The 17,700-nt window shown below is 63.7% G+C and carries 18 protein-coding genes and 1 pseudogene; 12 read left to right on the plus strand and 7 right to left on the minus strand.

The features are described from left to right. The 3 genes and pseudogenes from F0Q45_RS28660 to F0Q45_RS17265 all read left to right on the plus strand — a co-directional run. Nucleotides 1-195: pseudogene (locus tag F0Q45_RS28660) on the plus strand (hypothetical protein); the annotation flags it as partial. A gap of 183 nt (nt 196-378) precedes the next feature. Beyond that, nucleotides 379-834, plus strand: a complete 456-nt coding sequence (locus F0Q45_RS17260) for a nitroreductase family deazaflavin-dependent oxidoreductase (protein WP_149655095.1) — start codon at nt 379-381, stop codon at nt 832-834. A 92-nt stretch (nt 835-926) separates the two neighbouring features. After that, nucleotides 927-2,168 (plus strand): class I SAM-dependent methyltransferase, encoded by a 1,242-nt coding sequence (locus F0Q45_RS17265; RefSeq protein ID WP_149655096.1) that lies wholly within the window; start codon nt 927-929, stop codon nt 2,166-2,168. A gap of 19 nt (nt 2,169-2,187) precedes the next feature. Here the strand turns inward: F0Q45_RS17265 and F0Q45_RS17270 are convergent, their stop codons facing one another. The 3 genes from F0Q45_RS17270 to F0Q45_RS17280 all read right to left on the minus strand — a co-directional run bounded on the left by F0Q45_RS17270 (nt 2,188) and on the right by F0Q45_RS17280 (nt 4,656). Next, nucleotides 2,188-2,877: a hypothetical protein gene (locus F0Q45_RS17270; protein ID WP_149655097.1), complete on the minus strand. Its 690-nt coding sequence runs from the start codon at nt 2,875-2,877 to the stop codon at nt 2,188-2,190. Between the two features lie 61 nt (nt 2,878-2,938). After that, nucleotides 2,939-3,844, minus strand: a complete 906-nt coding sequence (locus F0Q45_RS17275) for an SDR family oxidoreductase (protein WP_149655098.1) — start codon at nt 3,842-3,844, stop codon at nt 2,939-2,941. Nucleotides 3,845-3,864: 20 nt separating this feature from the next. Beyond that, entirely contained in the window at nt 3,865-4,656 is a 792-nt protein-coding gene (locus tag F0Q45_RS17280; protein WP_373425014.1) for an SDR family oxidoreductase, read from the minus strand. Nucleotides 4,657-4,717: 61 nt separating this feature from the next. Here F0Q45_RS17280 and echA20 point away from each other — a divergent pair, with 61 nt between their 5' ends. Genes echA20 through F0Q45_RS17305 form a run of 5 tightly spaced genes read left to right on the plus strand, consistent with a single transcriptional unit; the run spans nt 4,718 to nt 10,240 of the window. Continuing rightward, nucleotides 4,718-5,461: a (7aS)-7a-methyl-1,5-dioxo-2,3,5,6,7,7a-hexahydro-1H-indene-carboxyl-CoA hydrolase gene (gene echA20 / locus F0Q45_RS17285; RefSeq protein WP_149655100.1), complete on the plus strand. Its 744-nt coding sequence runs from the start codon at nt 4,718-4,720 to the stop codon at nt 5,459-5,461. Nucleotides 5,462-5,508: 47 nt separating this feature from the next. Continuing rightward, complete coding sequence (ipdA, locus tag F0Q45_RS17290; RefSeq protein WP_149655101.1) at nt 5,509-6,384, plus strand: cholesterol ring-cleaving hydrolase subunit IpdA; 876 nt, start codon at nt 5,509-5,511, stop codon at nt 6,382-6,384. After that, nucleotides 6,381-7,121, plus strand: a complete 741-nt coding sequence (gene ipdB / locus F0Q45_RS17295; protein WP_149655102.1) for a cholesterol ring-cleaving hydrolase subunit IpdB — start codon at nt 6,381-6,383, stop codon at nt 7,119-7,121. The genes ipdA and ipdB overlap by 4 nt, the downstream gene beginning before the upstream one ends. Beyond that, nucleotides 7,121-8,188, plus strand: a complete 1,068-nt coding sequence (gene ipdC / locus F0Q45_RS17300; protein WP_149655103.1) for a (3aS,4S,5R,7aS)-5-hydroxy-7a-methyl-1-oxo-octahydro-1H-indene-4-carboxyl-CoA dehydrogenase — start codon at nt 7,121-7,123, stop codon at nt 8,186-8,188. Before ipdB ends, ipdC begins: the two co-directional genes overlap by 1 nt. A gap of 30 nt (nt 8,189-8,218) precedes the next feature. Further along, the gene (locus F0Q45_RS17305) at nt 8,219-10,240 is read left to right on the plus strand and encodes a fatty acid desaturase (RefSeq protein WP_149655104.1); all 2,022 of its coding nucleotides are present in this window, start codon (nt 8,219-8,221) and stop codon (nt 10,238-10,240) included. Between the two features lie 155 nt (nt 10,241-10,395). Here F0Q45_RS17305 and fadA6 read toward each other — a convergent pair whose 3' ends face one another. Both fadA6 and kstR2 read right to left on the minus strand, forming a co-directional pair. Further along, nucleotides 10,396-11,544: a steroid 3-ketoacyl-CoA thiolase FadA6 gene (gene fadA6, locus F0Q45_RS17310; RefSeq protein ID WP_149655105.1), complete on the minus strand. Its 1,149-nt coding sequence runs from the start codon at nt 11,542-11,544 to the stop codon at nt 10,396-10,398. 1 nt (nt 11,545) lies between these two features. Beyond that, nucleotides 11,546-12,148, minus strand: coding sequence for a TetR family transcriptional regulator KstR2 (gene kstR2, locus F0Q45_RS17315; protein WP_149655106.1), 603 nt, complete (start codon nt 12,146-12,148; stop codon nt 11,546-11,548). 211 nt (nt 12,149-12,359) lie between these two features. On the opposite strand from kstR2, the gene F0Q45_RS17320 reads away from it, so the two are divergent. Next, nucleotides 12,360-12,605, plus strand: a complete 246-nt coding sequence (locus F0Q45_RS17320; protein ID WP_149655107.1) for a hypothetical protein — start codon at nt 12,360-12,362, stop codon at nt 12,603-12,605. Then, the gene (locus tag F0Q45_RS17325) at nt 12,592-12,987 is read left to right on the plus strand and encodes a type II toxin-antitoxin system VapC family toxin (RefSeq protein ID WP_149655108.1); all 396 of its coding nucleotides are present in this window, start codon (nt 12,592-12,594) and stop codon (nt 12,985-12,987) included. The genes F0Q45_RS17320 and F0Q45_RS17325 overlap by 14 nt, the downstream gene beginning before the upstream one ends. Nucleotides 12,988-13,362: 375 nt before the next feature. Here F0Q45_RS17325 and ipdF read toward each other — a convergent pair whose 3' ends face one another. Both ipdF and ipdE1 read right to left on the minus strand, forming a co-directional pair. Then, on the minus strand, nt 13,363-14,151 hold the full coding sequence (ipdF, locus tag F0Q45_RS17330) for a (5R,7aS)-5-hydroxy-7a-methyl-1-oxo-2,3,5,6,7,7a-hexahydro-1H-indene-carboxyl-CoA reductase (protein WP_149655109.1): 789 nt from the start codon (nt 14,149-14,151) through the stop codon (nt 13,363-13,365). Then, nucleotides 14,148-15,305, minus strand: a complete 1,158-nt coding sequence (ipdE1, locus tag F0Q45_RS17335) for an acyl-CoA dehydrogenase IpdE1 (RefSeq protein ID WP_149655110.1) — start codon at nt 15,303-15,305, stop codon at nt 14,148-14,150. Before ipdE1 ends, ipdF begins: the two co-directional genes overlap by 4 nt. Before the next feature lie 58 nt (nt 15,306-15,363). Here ipdE1 and fadD3 point away from each other — a divergent pair, with 58 nt between their 5' ends. Further along, on the plus strand, nt 15,364-16,893 hold the full coding sequence (gene fadD3, locus F0Q45_RS17340) for a 3-((3aS,4S,7aS)-7a-methyl-1,5-dioxo-octahydro-1H-inden-4-yl)propanoate--CoA ligase FadD3 (RefSeq protein WP_149655111.1): 1,530 nt from the start codon (nt 15,364-15,366) through the stop codon (nt 16,891-16,893). Then, the coding region (locus F0Q45_RS17345; protein WP_149655112.1) for an acyl-CoA dehydrogenase family protein at nt 16,884-17,700 on the plus strand (817 nt) is incomplete at its 3' end. The genes fadD3 and F0Q45_RS17345, both read left to right, overlap by 10 nt.

A 17,700-nucleotide genomic window follows, 5' to 3' on the forward strand; every position in this document is an offset into this window, starting at 1 on the left:
CCGGGTGATCGCCGGCACGACACCACCCGCCTACCGGATCGTCGGCGACGAGGTGCACCCGAAAGCGCAAGCGGGACAGCCGAGATCCAGCACATCAGGGTGCGATTCCGGCCGTTCATCCAGCGCTCGCCTGGCGACGCTACAAAATGGGACACCACCGCTTGGGGGGAGACCACCATCAACCCGACCCCATGATGCGCGGGCGACCCGCTCTAGCCGGACCACCGGTGTCGGATGACCTTGTCTACCAGCGTTAGTGCATGTGCTATCAGGAATGAAACCGCTCCCCGCGCCCGCCCGGGATTGGTGTTGCTGCTGCAATCCATGTTACGCACCACACGCGCACACGGGTCCCATGAGCGCCCTTAGGATGACGTTATGCCGAAATCACCTCCGCGGTTTTTGAATTCACCCTTTTTCGACGTTGTGATCAAGTGGATGTCGCGCCTCAACACCTGGATGTACCGCCGCAACGGCGGGGAGGGCTGGGGAGGCACCTTCCAAAAGATTCCTGTCGCCCTGCTTACCACCACCGGGCGCAAGACCGGCCAGCCGCGGGTCAGCCCGCTGTACTTCCTGCGCGACGGAGACCGGGTGATAGTCGCTGCTTCCAAGGGCGGCGCCGCGAAAAACCCAATGTGGTACCTCAACGCGACGGCCAACCCGAAGGTGCAGGTGCAAATCAAGAAGGAAGTGCTTGACTTGACCGCGCGTGACGCCACCGACGAAGAGCGCGCTCGCTATTGGCCGAAACTGGTAGACATGTATCCCACCTACGAGGACTACCAGTCCTGGACCGACCGGACAATTCCCGTCGTCGTCTGTGAGCCCTGAGAAGGGCCGACTCGGACCATAGGCCCTGGCTGCATGCGGAGTCCGCGCGATAATGAACCCGCACAACGAGCCCCTAAGGAGTCCCTGCGGAAATGAACGACGATCGGCTCAACGATATCGTCTCCAACCAGTACGAAAAATGGTCGTACCCCGAGCCGATCTATGACATCGAGGAATGGCTCACCGACGAGTGGCAATGGTTTGACCCCAGCCACTCGCACCGTATCTTCTGGCCCGATCGCGAGTACAACCCGAACCTTGACATTCTGGTGGCGGGCTGCGGCACAAATCAGGCAGCCGTGATTGCCTACACAAACCCGTCGGCTCGGGTGGTGGCGATCGATGTCAGCCAGCAGTCGCTCAACCATGAGCAGTACCTCAAGGACAAACATGGGTTGTCAAATTTGGAACTGCACCGACTGCCGATCGAAGAGTTACCGATTTTGGGGCGCTATTTCGACCTCATCGTTTCCACCGGCGTTCTGCATCATTTGGCGGATCCTTCGCTCGGCATGAAGGCGCTCGCCAAGTGCCTGCGGCCGGACGGCGTGATAGGCCTGATGCTGTACGCACGATACGGCCGGATCGGTGTCGAGATGATGCAATCGGTGTTTCGTGACCTGGGATTGCGCCAGGACGAGGAGTCACTGCAGATGGTCAACGCGGTGACGAACAAGTTGGACTTCAACCACCCCTTCCTGGTCTATCGCGATATCGCACCGGATTTGAATTCCGATGCCGGGCTGGTTGATACCTGCCTGCATGGTCGTGACCGTAGTTACACGGTGGAAGATTGCATGGGCCTGCTCACCTCGGCGGGCCTGGTGTTTCAGACCTGGTTCCACAATGCGCCGTATTACCCGCACGACCTCGACAATCTGCATGCGCCCGCTAGCCGGTATTACCGGGTTTTGAGCGCGTTACCCGAACCGACGATGTGGACGGTAATCGAACGCCTCCGCACTTCTAACGGATGCCACATGTTCGTGGCGTGCCTATCCGACCGGCCCAAAGAGGGCTATGCCATCGACTTTGCGTCGCTGGACTCGCTGGGTTACGTTCCGCGGTTTCGCTATCGCTGCAGTCTCACCGGGGCTGAGATTTTCCGGCCAGGCTGGAGCATGAGCCTCAACGCAGCCGAGTTGCCTTTTGCCGAGTACATCGATGGCCGCCGCACGATTCGAGAGATTGCCGCATGCGTGGCGCAAAGCGGACCTGGAGGCACAACCGATGACTTCACGCGCGGATTATTCGACAACTTCGCCCGCGGGCTGTTTCGGTCCTTATGGCGTCTCGATTTCGTCGAAATGGCTCTTGCCCCTCGCGCGCCATGAGCTTGCGGTGTGGAAGCGCTCAATACGTGAGCCCGACCAGCAGCGGAAGCAATGCCAACGCTAACGAGGGCGCCTTTTCGGTGGCGGATAGGAATGTGTATTGCGTCACCCGGCGCAGTCCCAGATGCTGACTCTGCTTGTACGCCGCCGAATTGGCAGCTTCCCGGGGGAAAAACAATGACTGCAACATCTCCGGCCGCAGGGACGGTCCCGGCTCACCGCCGACCAACTGGCCCATCACAGCGCCTGCGCCGTCTCGCACTTGCCACGGTCCGTCGCCCTCGCAGACCAGGTGCGCAAGCACGGTGTCGTCAGACCCATATACCGTCATATCGTCCTTCTTGCGGTCCTTCTCGCGGCCCTTCGTGCGCACAGTCTTGGCGATTTGCCGGCGGTCGGGATCACTGGCGGTCACCGAGGCGGGTTTGTCGTTGATCGAGCTGATCCGGGCTAGTACCTCGTCGCCCGCTCCGCGCAACTCGACGTGAATATCATTGCCGACATCCATGCCCGTCAATGTCACGAGCTTCCACCATTTCTGCGCAGCCTTGCCGCCGCTATGCACCCGCACGGTACGGGCGAGCGGTGCACCGTCGGTTCCGCGAAGCTCCCAGCGGTGGCCCGCCGGGGTAGCGCCAGCGATAAAGACGGCCGCAACGCCACCACCGCGAACCATGTCGTCAAGAGATCGTGCCGTCGGTTGATCCACGCGAAGTAACGTACCGCTAACCAGATTTCGGAGCTGGCCCGGTGCCGGCAAGTCGGACCGGTCAGGTCCCGTAGACCGGAACGGGTGGTCGCGCCTTCGCCAGCAGATCGGCGACGACGGGCCCCAACTCGCTGGGCGCCCACTTGGCGCCCTTGTCAACCTGTGGACCGTGCGCCCAGCCTTCGGCGACCCGGATGATGCCGCCTTCGACCTCGAACACTCGGCCGGTGATGTCGCGGGATTCGGCGCTGCCCAGCCACACCACCAGCGGCGAGATGTTCTCCGGTGCCATCGCGTCGAATCCCTCGTCGGGCTTGGCCATCATCTCGGCGAAGACGGTCTCGGTCATGCGGGTGCGAGCCGCCGGCGCGATCGCGTTCGCGGTGACGCCGTAGCGGCCCATTTCGGCGGCCGCGACCAGCGTCAGCGCCGCGATGCCGGCCTTGGCGGCGCTGTAGTTGCCCTGTCCGACGCTGCCCTGCAGGCCCGCACCGGAGCTGGTGTTGATAATCCGGGCGTCAACGCTTTTCCCCGCCTTGGACAGTCCCCGCCAATACGCCGCGGCGTGCCGCATCGTGGCGAAGTGGCCTTTGAGGTGTACCGCGATGACGGCTTCGAACTCCTGCTCGCTGGTGGTGGCGATCATCCGATCGCGCACGATGCCGGCGTTGTTGACCAGAACGTCCAGACCACCGAAGGTCTCCACGGCGGTCTGGATCAGGCTGGCCGCCTGATTCCAGTCCGAGACGTCGGATCCGTTGGCCACGGCTTCGCCACCGGCCGCGGCGATCTCGTCTACCACGCCCTGAGCCGCGCTGCCGCCGCTCGCGGGCGAACCGTCCAGCCCCACCCCGATGTCGTTGACGACGACGCGTGCGCCCTCGGCGGCGCAGGCCATTGCATGCGCGCGACCGATGCCGCCGCCCGCTCCGGTGACAATGACGACGCGGCCATCAACCACCCCCATACTCGTTGCTCCTTTGCTGGTTACTTGTTGGCGCTCGATGCGGCCAAATAGGGCGGCGACTCACCGCCGCCGTGCACTTCCAGCGTGGCGCCACTGATATAGGAGGCCACGTCGGAGGCCAGAAACGCTGCGGCCCAGCCGATGTCGGTAGGCCGCGCCAAACGGCCCAACGGCACGGTCGCAGCCACTCGGGCAATCGACTCGGCGTCGCCGTAGAACAGTTCGGACTGTTCAGTTTCTACCATCCCGACCACCAGCGCGTTCACCCGGGTTTTCGGGGCCCATTCCATTGCCAGTGTAGCCGTGAGGTTTTCAACACCCGCTTTGGCTGCGCCGTAGGCAGCGGTGCCCGGACTGGGCCGACGCCCGCTGACACTGCTAACGTTGACGATCGACCCCCCAGTCTCCTGCTTGTGCATCAACGCATTAGCATGCTGCGAAACCAATAGTGGTGCAAGCAGATTGAGTTCAACTATCTTGCGGTGAAAGTTGTGGGTGGCCTCGGCCGTCAAGGCGTAGGGCGATCCTCCCGCGTTGTTGACCAAGACGTCGAGACGGCCGTGCCGCTCGGCGATTGCACCCACGAGCCGCTTGACCGAATCCTCGTCACGAATGTCGCAGGCATGGAACTCGTGCGGCAAGCCCTCGACCACTCGCCGCGCGCAGGTGATCACCGCCGCGCCCTGGGCTGCGAAAACCGAACTGATACCGGCGCCTACCCCTCGAACGCCGCCGGTCACCAAAACAACCCGCCCAGCCAGTCCCAGGTTGATGGCTTCTCCAGCCAGCGGGCCTGCTGCGGCACGGGTCACTGTGCTAGCGTACCAAGCAAGTGCTTGCTTAGGCATCCGGGTTCCGACAGGAAGCGCCAATTTGACAATCACATCCGTCGCCTTCGAACCGGGCATAGTCGCGGTCACCGTCGACTACCCGCCCGTCAACGCCATCCCCTCCCGCGGTTGGTTCGAACTCGCCGAGGCCGTCACAGTCGCCGGCGCGAACCTTGCTACCCGAGCGGTGATCCTGCGCGCCGAAGGCCGCGGCTTCAACGCCGGCGTAGACATCAAAGAGATGCAACGCACGCAAGGATTCACCGCCCTCATCGACGCCAACCGCGGCTGTTATGCCGCCTTCCGGGCGGTGTACGAGTGCGCCGTGCCAGTTATCGCCGCGGTCAACGGATTCTGTGTCGGCGGTGGCATCGGCCTGGTCGGCAATTCCGATGTCATCGTCGCTTCCGACGACGCCACCTTCGGGCTGCCGGAAGTGGAACGTGGCGCGCTGGGCGCGGCCACCCATCTGTCACGGCTGGTGCCGCAGCACATGATGCGGCGGCTGTTTTTCACCGCCGCCACCGTGGACGCCGCCACGCTGCACCACTTCGGCTCGGTGCACGAGGTGGTGCCCCGCGCCGAACTCGACGAGGCGGCCCTACGGGTGGCCCGTGACATCGCCGCCAAGGACACCCGGGTGATCCGCGCCGCCAAAGAGGCGCTCAACTTCATTGACGTGCAACGGGTCAACTCGAGTTATCGCATGGAACAAGGGTTTACCTTCGAGCTCAACCTGGCGGGGGTGTCCGACGAGCACCGCGACGCATTCGTGAAGAAGTCATAGCCGCCGGCGACGATGCAGAGCGAAGCGATGGGGAGGAGCGGCGCATAGTGCCCGACAAGAGAACCACGCTCGACGACGCCGTCGCGCAGTTGCGCAGCGGCATGACCATCGGCATCGCCGGCTGGGGGTCGCGGCGCAAACCCATGGCGTTCGTGCGTGCCATGCTGCGCAGCGATGTCACCGACCTGACGGTGGTCAGCTACGGTGGCCCGGATCTTGGCCTGCTCTGCTCGGCGGGCAAGGTCAAGCGGGCCTACTACGGATTCGTCTCGCTGGACTCGTCGCCCTTCTATGACCCCTGGTTCGCAAGGGTACGGACTAGCGGCGCTATCGAGGCCCGGGAAATGGATGAAGGCATGCTGCGCTGCGGGCTGCAAGCAGCCGCGCAACGGTTGCCGTTCCTACCTATCCGGGCCGGCCTGGGCAGCTCCGTCCCAGACTTCTGGGCGGGCGAGCTGGTTACCGTCACCAGTCCCTACCCGACGGACGGTGGATACGAGAAGCTGATCGCCATGCCGGCGCTGCGCCTGGACGCCGCCTTCGCGCATCTCAATCTCGGTGATTCCCAAGGCAATGCCGCCTACACCGGCATCGACCCCTACTTCGATGACCTCTTCTTGATGGCTGCCGACCAGCGGTTCCTCTCGGTGGAGCGCATTGTCTCCACCGAAGAGCTGGTCAAAGCGGTGCCGCCGCAGGCGCTGCTGGTGAACCGGATGATGGTCGACGCGGTCGTCGAAGCACCCGGTGGGGCCCATTTCACCACCGCTGCACCGGATTACGGCCGGGACGATAAGTTCCAACGACACTACGCCGAGGCGGCCTCGACCGAGAATGGCTGGCGGGAATTCGTTGCCACGTACCTATCCGGCAGCGAAGCCGACTACCAGGCGGCGGTCCGCGATTTTGGAGCAGCACAGTGAGCACCCGAGCCGACGTCTGCGCCATCGCCTGCGCTGAATTATTCCGGGACGCTGGCGAAATCATGGTCAGCCCGATGACGAGCATGGCGGCCATCGGAGCCCGGTTGGCGCGTCGTACTTTCTCCCCCCACATCCTGCTGACCGACGGCGAGGCCCAGCTTCTGGCGGACACCCCCGCGTTGGGTAAGACGGGAGCCGTCGAAGGCTGGATGCCGTTTGGCCGCGTTTTCGAGACGCTAGCCTGGGGACGGCGGCATGTGGTGATGGGCGCCAATCAGGTTGACCGGTTCGGCAATCAGAACCTCTCGGCGTTCGGGCCGCTGCAGCACCCGACCCGGCAGATGTTCGGTGTCCGCGGCGCTCCGGGCAACAGCATCAACCACGCGACCAGCTACTGGGTCGGCAATCATTCCAAGCGGGTGTTCACCAAGGCCGTCGACGTGGTCTGCGGCATCGGTTACGACAAGATTGACCCCGACAACCCGGCGTTTCGATTCGTCAACGTCTACCGGGTGGTATCCAACCTGGGCGTGTTCGACTTCGGCGGCCCAGGCCACACGATGCGGGCGGTATCGCTGCACCCCGGTGTGTCACCCGACGATGTCCGCCAGGCCACCTCTTTCGAAGTGCATGACCTGGACAAGGCCGACCAGACCAGGTGGCCCACCGAAGATGAGCTGCACCTAATCCGCGTCGAGATTGATCCGAAGTCCCTGCGCGACAAAGAGATACGGTAATGAGAATACGCACGCCGCTCACCGAGCTGGTCGGCATCGAGCATCCGGTGGTGCAGACCGGCATGGGCTGGGTGGCCGGCGCCCGGCTGGTATCGGCCACAGCCAACGCCGGTGGCCTCGGCATCCTGGCGTCGGCCACCATGACATTGGATGAGTTGGCGACGGCGATCAAAAAGGTCCAGGCCGCCACCGACCAGCCATTCGGGGTCAACATCCGCGCCGACGCCGCCGACGCGCCGGACCGCGTCGAGTTGATGATCCGCGCGGGCGTCAAGGTCGCCTCCTTCGCCCTGGCACCCAAACCCGAGTTGATCGCCCGGCTGAAAGAGGCTGGCGTAGTGGTAATCCCGTCGATCGGCGCGGCCAAACACGCCCGCAAGGTCGCAGCTTGGGGCGCCGACGCGATGATCGTGCAGGGCGGCGAAGGCGGCGGCCACACCGGACCGGTCGCGACGACCCTGCTGCTGCCGTCGGTGCTGGACGCCGTGAAAGGCACCAGCATCCCGGTGATCGCCGCCGGCGGTTTCTTCGACGGACGCGGGCTAGCCGCCGCACTTTCCTACGGCGCGGCTGGGGTGGCGATGGGCACCCGGTTTCTGCTCACCTCGGACTCCACCGTGCCCGACAGCGTCAAACAGCGTTATCTTCAGGCCGCACTCGACGGTACGGTCGTCACCACCCGCGTCGACGGCATGCCGCACCGGGTGCTGCGCACCGGCCTAGTCGAAAGGCTCGAAAGTGGCTCGCGCGTCCGTGGTTTCACTGCGGCAGTGCGCAATGCCGCCAAGTTCAAGAAGATGTCACACCTGACTTGGCCGTCGATGGTTCGCGACGGCTTGGCCATGCGCCACGGCAAGGAGTTGACCTGGTCACAGGTGGTGATGGCGGCCAACACCCCGATGCTGCTCAAGGCGGGCTTGGTCGACGGCAACACTGAGGCCGGGGTGCTGGCGTCCGGCCAGGTGGCAGGCATCCTCGACGACCTGCCGTCGTGCGCGGAGTTGATCGACTCGATTGTCCGTGACGCGATCAAGCATCTGCAGGCTGCCGCTACATTAGTGGAGTAGTTGACGCGTGTCTAGTAGGCTAACGCAGCTATGTCGACCATCGACGCGATTGAGCAGGTAGCGCCGGAATCTACCCCGCGCCACGCGCTGCCCGACCCTGGCTCGGGGGTGCCGCATTTCGCGCTACCAACCGCGGGGGTCTACCTCACCGCGTTGACCGTATTTTTCGTTTCCACGACCGGCTATATCAGCGGATGGATCCCAATCTGGATCACCATCCCAGCCAATGCCGCAGTCACCTTTGTGATGTTCACCGTGGTGCATGACGCGTCGCATTACTCAATTAGCTCCAAGCGCTGGGTGAATACGCTTTTTGGGCGGCTCGCATGGATCTTCGTCGGGCCGATCGTCGCCTTCCCGGCGTTTGGGTTCATTCACATCCAGCACCATCGTCACGCAAACGAAGACGACAACGACCCCGACACTTTCGCCTCACATGGCACGCCGTGGCTCCTGCCATTTCGCTGGTCGCTGGTCGAGTTCTACTACGTGAAGTACTACCTCCCGCGCATGCGGAGCCGACCAGTCCCCGAGGTGGTCGAATCGCTGCTAATGCTCACCTTGAGCATTACCGGCCTAACCATCGCCATCGTGACCGGAAACCTCTGGCCCCTTGCCGTGGTCTTCCTCATCCCACAGCGCATTGGAGTGACCTTCTTGGCGTGGTGGTTCGACTGGTTACCGCATCACGGCCTGCCCGACACTCAACGCAGCAATCGGTACCGCGCCACCCGCAACCGCGTCGGGATGGAGTGGCTGTTCACCCCGCTGCTGCTGTCACAGAATTACCACCTGGTGCATCACCTACACCCGTCGGTGCCCTTCTACCACTATGTGCGGACATGGCGGCGCAACGAAGAGGCTTACTTGGAGCGCAACGCCGCAATCACCACCGTCTTCGGCCAAGATCTCGATCCGGAGCAGTACCGCGAATGGAAGCGACTCAACGGCAAGCTCGCGCGGCTATTGCCGGTGCGAACACCACCCAGATCAACCTCGCCACACGCGGTGTTCCATCGCATCCCGGTCGCCTCGGTGGACCCGATCACCGATGACGCCACATTGGTGACGTTTGCGGTACCAGAGCAGCTGCGTGATGTGTTCCGCTTCGAGCCGGGCCAGCACGTCACCGTGCGTACCGACCTTGGCGGACAAGGCATTCGGCGCAATTACTCGATCTGCGCACCAGCGACTCGGGCGCAGTTGCGGATCGCGGTCAAACACATTCCGGGCGGGGCGTTCTCGACATTTGTTACCGACGACCTCAAGGCCGGCGACGTGCTAGAGCTCATGACTCCCACCGGACGGTTTGGGACCCCGCTGAATCCGCTGAACCAGAAGCACTACGTGGGTCTGGTGGCCGGTAGCGGGATCACACCGGTGCTGTCCATTCTGGAAACGACGCTGGCGATCGAGACGGAAAGCCGGTTTACGCTCATCTACGGCAACCGCACCCGTGCGTCGACGATGTTCCGGGGCGAGCTCGACCGTCTTGAGTCGCGCTACGCCGACCGTTTGGAAGTCTTGCACGTACTGTCCAACGAACCGCTGCATACGCCCGGACTGCGTGGCCGCATCGACAAACCCAAGCTCGAACAATGGCTGACGAGCAACCTCTCGCCGGCCAACGTGGACGAGTGGTTCATTTGCGGTCCACTGGCGATGACTACCAGCGTGCGCGACACGTTGATCCAGTATCACGTCGCCCCAGAGCGGATTCATGTAGAACTGTTCTTCGGCTATGACACCCCAGCGACGACCGACCGCGCCTATAAGGCGGCGACTGTAACGTTCACGCTGGGCGGACAGAAGGAAACCTTCGACCTGGCACCCGGTGACTCGATTCTGGAAGGCGCCCTACAACATCGCAGCGATGCGCCCTATGCCTGCATGGGCGGTGCGTGCGGTACCTGTCGCGCCAAGTTGATCGAGGGCACCGCGGAGATGGATCACAACTTCGCCCTTGGTCGAGCCGAGCTGGACGCCGGCTACATCTTGACCTGCCAGTCACACCCGGTAACGCCCTTTGTTGCAGTGGACTACGACGCCTAGCCGCCGACTGTGAATCCTGCTGCACGACAAGCCGATTGACCGTCGTGTGATGCACATTGCCCACCGACAGCCGGCGACGCCGAGAGCCGACTGTGCATCTGACGACAAGACACACCCGCCGCGGCGGGCGTCGCACAGTTCACTCGCGGCGCAGGTTAGAGGCGCTCGATGATCGTCACGTTGGCGGTGCCGCCGCCCTCGCACATGGTCTGCAACCCATAGCGACCACCGACGCGCTCGAGCTCGTTGAGCATCGTGGTGAACAGCTTTGCGCCGGTGGCTCCCAACGGATGACCCAGCGCGATCGCACCGCCGTTGGGATTGACTTTCTCCGGGTCGGCCTTAATTTCCTTGAGCCAGGCCAAGACAACCGGCGCGAACGCCTCGTTGATTTCCACCACGTCGATGTCGTCGATGGAAAGCCCGGTCTTGTCCAGCGCATAACGGGTGGCTGGTATCGGCCCGGTCAGCATGAACACCGGATCGGCGCCGCGCGCACTGATGTGGTGAATACGCGCCCGCGGCGTCAACTTGTGGTCTTTGACCGCTTGCTCGGAGGCCAGCAGCACCGCGCTGGCGCCGTCGGAGATCTGGCTGGCCAGCGCGGCGGTAATCCGGCCGCCCTCGACGAGGGTCGGCAGTCCGGCCATTTTTTCTAGCGATGTCTCACGAGGTCCCTCGTCCAGGCGGAAGTCGCCCACCGCCACGATCTCGTTGTCGAAATGCCCTGCCCTGATTGCGGATAACGCATGCTCGTGACTGCTGAGCGCGAACCGCTCCATCTCCTCACGGGACAGATTCCACTTCTGGGCGATCAGCTCGGCGCCGCGGAACTGCGAGATTTCCTCGTCGCCGTAGCGGTGCTGCCAGCCTTTGGACTCGGCCGTCGGAGAGCTGAACCCAAACTGCTTGCCCACCTCCATGGCCGACGAGATCGGGATCTGACTCATGTTTTGGATGCCGCCGGCCACCATGATATCGGCCGTACCCGCCATAATGGCTTGTGCGCCAAAGGAAATCGCCTGCTGGCTGGAGCCGCATTGCCGGTCGACGGTAACACCGGGCACTTCCTCCGGATACCCCGCGGCCAGCCACGCCAGCCTGCCGATATTGCCGGCCTGTCCGCCGATAGCATCCACACAGCCAACGATTACATCATCGACGGCAGCCGGGTCCACGCCCACGCGTTCGAACAACCCCCGGAATATTCCGGCCCCTAGGTCGATCGGATGCACGCCGGCGAGTGATCCGTTGCGCTTGCCAACCGCTGTTCGCACGGCATCAACGACGTACGCCTCGGGCATGTCACACTCCTTCTCTCGTGATCCCGCCAAGAACGATGGCGAGGTATTGCTCACCCACCTGCTCGGCGGTGAGCGGTCCGCCAGGCTGATACCAGCGCACCGATACCCAGGTGGTGTCCCGGATGAAGCGGTAGACCAAGTCGACGTCGAGGTCGGGCCGGAAGTAGCCCTCCTCGATGCCCTGATTTAGCATGTCCACCCACATCTTTCGCTGCTGTTTGTTCAGCTCTTCGATGTAGGAAAACCGGGGCTGCGCCGACAGTCGTTGGGCTTCGTCCTGGTAGATGACGACCTGCGCGTGCCGGCGCTCGATCGCCTCGAACGACGCCATGAACAACCCCTTCAGCCGCTCAAGCGGGTTGGCCTCGGTGTCCACGATTGCGCTGTAGCGGGCGAACAGCCAGTCCAGGAACCCGCGCAACAGCTCGTCCACCATCTCCTCCTTGGAGGCGAAGTGGTGGTAGAGGCTCCCGGACAGGATGCCGGCACCGTCGGCGATATCTCGCACGGTGGTAGCGCGCAGTCCACGCTCGGCGAACATGGTCGCGGCGAGTTCCAGCAGCTCATCTCGCCGGCTCAACGCCTGACCTGCGACCTGGTTCACCCGATCAGACTATCAACCAAGCGCTTGCTCGGCCAACCGCTCTATGGGCTGGTACGTGAATCGATAGTGACCGGGCAGGGCGAAGCGATCCGGCGACTCGGCGTCCAGCACGACTGGCCAGCATCCGCGGTTGGCAGCCGGATCTGTACCGCCGTCCAGGACGACCTCTAGTCGCACCTAATCATGCAAAAACGCATGATACCGTGCAAGTATGCCTAAGACGGTTCAGATCCGCGACATCGATGACGAGGTCTATGCAGCACTGGTGCGTCGCGCTGGCGAGGAAGGGATAACCGTGCCTGAGTTGCTGCGACGCGAGGCCGCGCGGTTAGCTTCCCGACCATCAGTCGCCCAGTGGTTGGCGCGGACCGGTCGGCGGCCCTCGACCGTGTCGACTGCTGACGTGCTGGCAACCCTTGATGAGTGGCGCGGGGATTGGCCAGATGCTCGTCGTTGACGCATCGTGTTTGTTCGAGGTCGTCGCGGACACACCGCGGTCGGATGAGATCGCAGGTCGTCTCGCGACCGATGTCGATCAGGCGGCGCCCCACCTGATCGATGTCGAGGTGTTGGGCGTGATCCGCGCCCAACACCTGCGGGGCCGGCTGGACCGTACGGCCGCGGGACAGGCGGTAACCGATCTGCGGGACTGGCCAGGCGACCGCTATGGGCACCGGTGGCTTCTAGAGCGGGCGTGGCAACTTAGGGATTCGGTCCGTGGATGGGATGCGTTCTATGTGGCGCTCGCCGAGGCATTCGATGCGACGCTGCTTACGCTAGACGCACGGCTTGCGCGCGCACATGGGCCCAGATGCCGGATCGAGGTCCTTGGTGGTTGACCAGTGCCAGCACTCGATCATTGTTCGTGCTGCCGCCTTACGGTGCAAGAGTATTGGCCCCCCACTCAATTGGCGCATGTCTGATGTCTGCGTATCTAGCAGTTAAGCACCGGCGCGATTTCAGATAAGTTGCAGCGCAAACTGATAGATCTACACGCGCAGGAACGTTAAGTAGCCGCCAGCCGGCACGACCGGAGCCTGAACGTGACCCCGCCGAGCTCCTATCGATGTCAACACGGGTCCAAGGCGCCGCGCCAGGCGGGGGTAGAGGTGTTCGGTCACCCGGTGCACCATCACAGCCCTCCGTTGCAATGGTTTCAACCCATTAACGCCGCGGCGCCGCAGGCCAGCGCCATCCCAGAACGAGCGACCCGCTCACGGATGCTGGCTGGAAACCGAAATCACCTCTCCGGTCAGATAACTCGAGTAGTCGCTGGCCAAAAAAGCAATGGTGGCGGCCACTTCCCACGGCTCGGCCGCGCGCCCAAACGCCTCACCCGCCGAAAGCCGATCCAGCAGTTCAGCCGAGGCCGTCTTATCCAGGAACTTGTGCCGAGCAATGCTGGGCGATACCGCGTTGACTCGCACCCCGAACTCAGCGGCTTCTATCGCGCTACACCGAGTTAACGCCATCACCCCGGCTTTGGCGGCGGCATAGTGCGACTGTGAGTGCTGGGCTCGCCAGCCCAGCACACTGGCGTTGTTGACGATCACCCCACCGTGTGGCGCGTCGCGAAAGTAGCGCAACGCAGCCCGGGTGGCCCGGAACACCGACGTCAATGTCACATCGAGAACCCGGTCCCACTCGTCGTCGGTCATATCGGCAACTGGGGTTTGGCCGCCCAGGCCAGCGTTGTTGACCAGAACGTCGAGTCGGCCCAGGCGCGCGGTGGTCGAGTCGATGAGGGCGTCGACCTGAGCGGTGGACGTCACGTCGCACAACACGCTTTCCACCCGCCCCAATCCCAGCGCGGACAGTTCGGCGGCGGTCTCTCCCAGCCGCCGTTCGTGGTGGTCGGAGATCACCACGTCAGCTCCCTCGGCCAGCGCTCGGCGCGCGGTGGCCGAACCGATGCCGGTCCCGGCCGCAGCAGTCACTACTACTACCTTGTCGACCAAAAGGTGGTGTCCGGCAATCTCTTTCGGCGCTTGCGCCAAGCTCATCCTTTCGCCTCCCGGGGCAGTCCGAGCACTCGCTCGGCAATGACATTGCGTTGGATCTCGTTGGAACCGCCGTAGATGGTGTCGGCGCGGGTGAACAGGTAAAGCCGCTGCCAGTCGTCGAACTCGCCCTCGGCCAAGACAAGTCCCGGCTTGCCGATCACGTCCATCGTCAGCTCCCCCAAGTCACGATGCCAATTGGCCCACAACAACTTCGACACGTTGTCCTGGCCTGGCTGCTCAACGGCTGGTCTTTCCAGGGTGGCCAAAGCGTAAGACCGCATCGCCCGCAAACCGGTCCATGCCCGGGTCAACCGCTCTCGGATGAACGGGTCGGCGGCGACACCCGTGCGCAGCGCAAGCTCGGCCAGGTTGGAAAGCTCACGCGCATAGACGATTTGCTGGCCCAGCGTGGAGACACCGCGCTCAAAAGTCAGTGTCCCCATCGCGACCCGCCAACCGTCGCCGGGCTGGCCCACCACCATGCCGGCGTCAGTGCGGGCGTCGTCGAAAAACACTTCGTTGAATTCCGAGGTGCCGGTGATTTGGACTATCGGGCGAATCTGCACGCCGGGCTGATCCAGCGGCACCAGTAGGTAAGACAGCCCAGCGTGCCGCTTTGAGCCCTTCTCGGTGCGCGCGATCACAAAACACCACTGCGACAGGTGCGCCAGCGACGTCCACACCTTCTGGCCGTTGATCACCCACTGGTCGCTGTCAAGCTCGGCGGTGGTGGAGACGTTGGCCAGGTCGCTGCCCGCACCTGGCTCGGAATAACCCTGACACCACAGTTCGGTGACATCGAGAATGTGCGGCAGGAAGCGCTGCTGCTGCTCAGCTGTTCCAAAAGCGATCAGCGTGGGACCGAGCAGTTCCTCGCCGAAGTGGTTCACCTTGACCGGCGCGTCGGCGCGGGCGTATTCCTCGTAGAACGCCACCCGGTGCGCGACCGACAGCCCGCGGCCACCGTGTTCGACCGGCCAACCCAGGCAAGTCAGCCCCGCGGTCGCAAGGTGCTGATTCCAGGCCCGTCGCTCTTCGAATGCCTCATGCTCGCGTCCCGGCCCACCCAGACCCTTGAGTACTGCGAATTCGCCGATCAGATTGTCCGCGAGCCAGTCGCGGACCTCCGCCCGGAACTCCTCGACGTCCTGCATGACCTGTAGGCTAACCTACCAAGCACTTGCTTTGTTAGCGGCTGGTTAGAGGAGCATGATGACAAGCGATCCCCGCACCGTGCCCGCGGCGCTGGATCGTCTCGCGTGCCAGTTTCCCGACCATGACGCGTTGATCACCGACGACCGAACGTTCACCGCCACCGCCCTGCGCAACGAGGTGCATCGTGCAGCGGCGGCCCTGATCGCACTGGGCGTCCAGGCCCGCGACCGGGTGGCCATCTGGTCACCGAACACCTGGCATTGGGTGGTGGCCTGCTTGGCGATCCACCACGCCGGCGCTGCCATGGTGCCGCTGAATACCCGGTATACCGCCGAAGAAGCTGCTGACATCCTGGCCCGCACCAACGCTCCGGTGCTTTTCGCGGCAGGCCGTTTCCTGGGTACCGACCGGGCGGCCGCCCTGCAGCGCGACGCCCTGCCCGCGCTGCGGCACATCGTGCGGATCCCCGTCGACGAACCAGACGGCACCTGGGACGAATTCGTGACGCAAGGAGTCGATGTCGACGTCGTCCGGACTCGCGCCGCCGCGGTAACCCCCGACGATGTGAGCGATATCCTGTTCACCTCCGGCACCACCGGCCGCAGCAAAGGCGTGCTGTGCGCGCATCGCCAATCGCTGTCGGCGTCGGCGTCGTGGGCCGGCAACGCACAGATCACCAGCGACGACCGCTACTTGTGCATCAATCCGTTCTTCCACAATTTTGGGTATAAGGCCGGCATCTTGGCCTGCCTGCAGACCGGAGCAACGCTGATCCCGCACCTGACGTTTGATCCCTTGCGCACGCTGCAGGCCATCGAGCAGCACCGCATCACCGTGTTGCCCGGGCCGCCCACCATCTACCAGAGCCTGCTCGACCACCCGGCCCGCGGCGACTATGACCTCAGCTCACTGCGTTTCGCGGTGACCGGGGCGGCCACCGTGCCGGTCGTGCTGGTTGAACGCATGCAAACCGAGCTGGACATCGACATGGTGCTGACCGCCTACGGCCTGACCGAGGCCAACGGTATGGGGACGATGTGCCGCGCCGACGACGATGCGGTCACGGTAGCGACCACCTGCGGGCGGCCGTTCGCAGACTTCGAGCTGCGTATCGACACCTCGGGAGAGGTGTTGTTGCGTGGACCCAACGTCATGCTCGGTTATCTCGACGACCCCGAAGCCACCGCCGCGGCTATCGACGCCGACGGTTGGCTGCACACCGGCGACATTGGCACCGTCGACGAGGCCGGCAACCTGCGAATCACTGCTCGGCTCAAGGACATGTATATCTGCGGCGGTTTCAACGTCTATCCCGCCGAGGTCGAGCAGGTACTGGCCCGGATGGACGGAGTGGCCGACGCCGCGGTGATCGGCGTTCCCGACCGGCGCCTTGGTGAAGTCGGCTGCGCGTTTGTGGTGGCCCGGCCCGGCATTCACCTGGACGAAGCGTCGGTAATTGCCTACATGCGCCAGCATTTGGCGAACTTTAAGGCGCCGCGGTCGGTGCGGTTCGTCGATGCGTTGCCGCGCAACGCCGGTGGCAAAGTGGTTAAGCCACAACTGCGAGAGATGGCCTCATGGACCTGAATTTCGATGACGAGACGCTAGCGCTGCAAGCCGAAGTGCGCGGATTCCTCGCGGCAAACCGGGATTCGATACCGACGCAGTCCTACGATAACGCCGAAGGCTTTGCCCAGCATCGTCATTGGGACCACGTGCTCTTTGACGCAGGCCTGTCAGTGATCACCTGGCCGAAGAAATACGGCGGACGAGACGCGCCGCTACTGCACTGGGTGGTATTCGAGGAAGCATACTTTCGAGCCGGAGCGCCGGGCCGGGCCAGCGCCAATGGCACGTCAATGCTGGCGCCGACGCTCTTCGCGCATGGCACCGACGAGCAGTTGAACCGCATTTTGCCCAAAATGGCTAGTGGCGAACAGATCTGGGCGCAGGCCTGGTCGGAACCCGAATCCGGCAGTGACCTGGCGTCGCTACGCTCCACCGCGACCAAGACCGACGGCGGCTGGCTGCTCAACGGCCAGAAGATCTGGAGTTCGCGAGCGCCGTTCGCCGACATGGGTTTCGGGTTGTTCCGCTCCGACCCGGCTGCACTACGACATCACGGGCTGACGTACTTCATGTTCGACTTGCAGGCGCAGGGCATTACGGTGCGCCCAATCGTCCAGCTGGGTGGCGACACCGGGTTCGGCGAGATCTTTTTCGACGACGTCTTCGTACCTGACGAGGACGTGATCGGCGCCCCGAACGACGGCTGGCGTGCGGCCATGAGCACGTCGAGCAATGAACGCGGCATGTCGCTGCGCAGCCCGGCCCGCTTTCTGGCGGCGGCGGAGCGGCTGGTGGCGTTGTGGCGGCACAACGGCTCGCCACCGG

This window comes from Mycobacterium simiae (assembly GCF_008370645.1).
In the GTDB taxonomy this organism is placed as follows: domain Bacteria; phylum Actinomycetota; class Actinomycetes; order Mycobacteriales; family Mycobacteriaceae; genus Mycobacterium; species Mycobacterium simiae_A.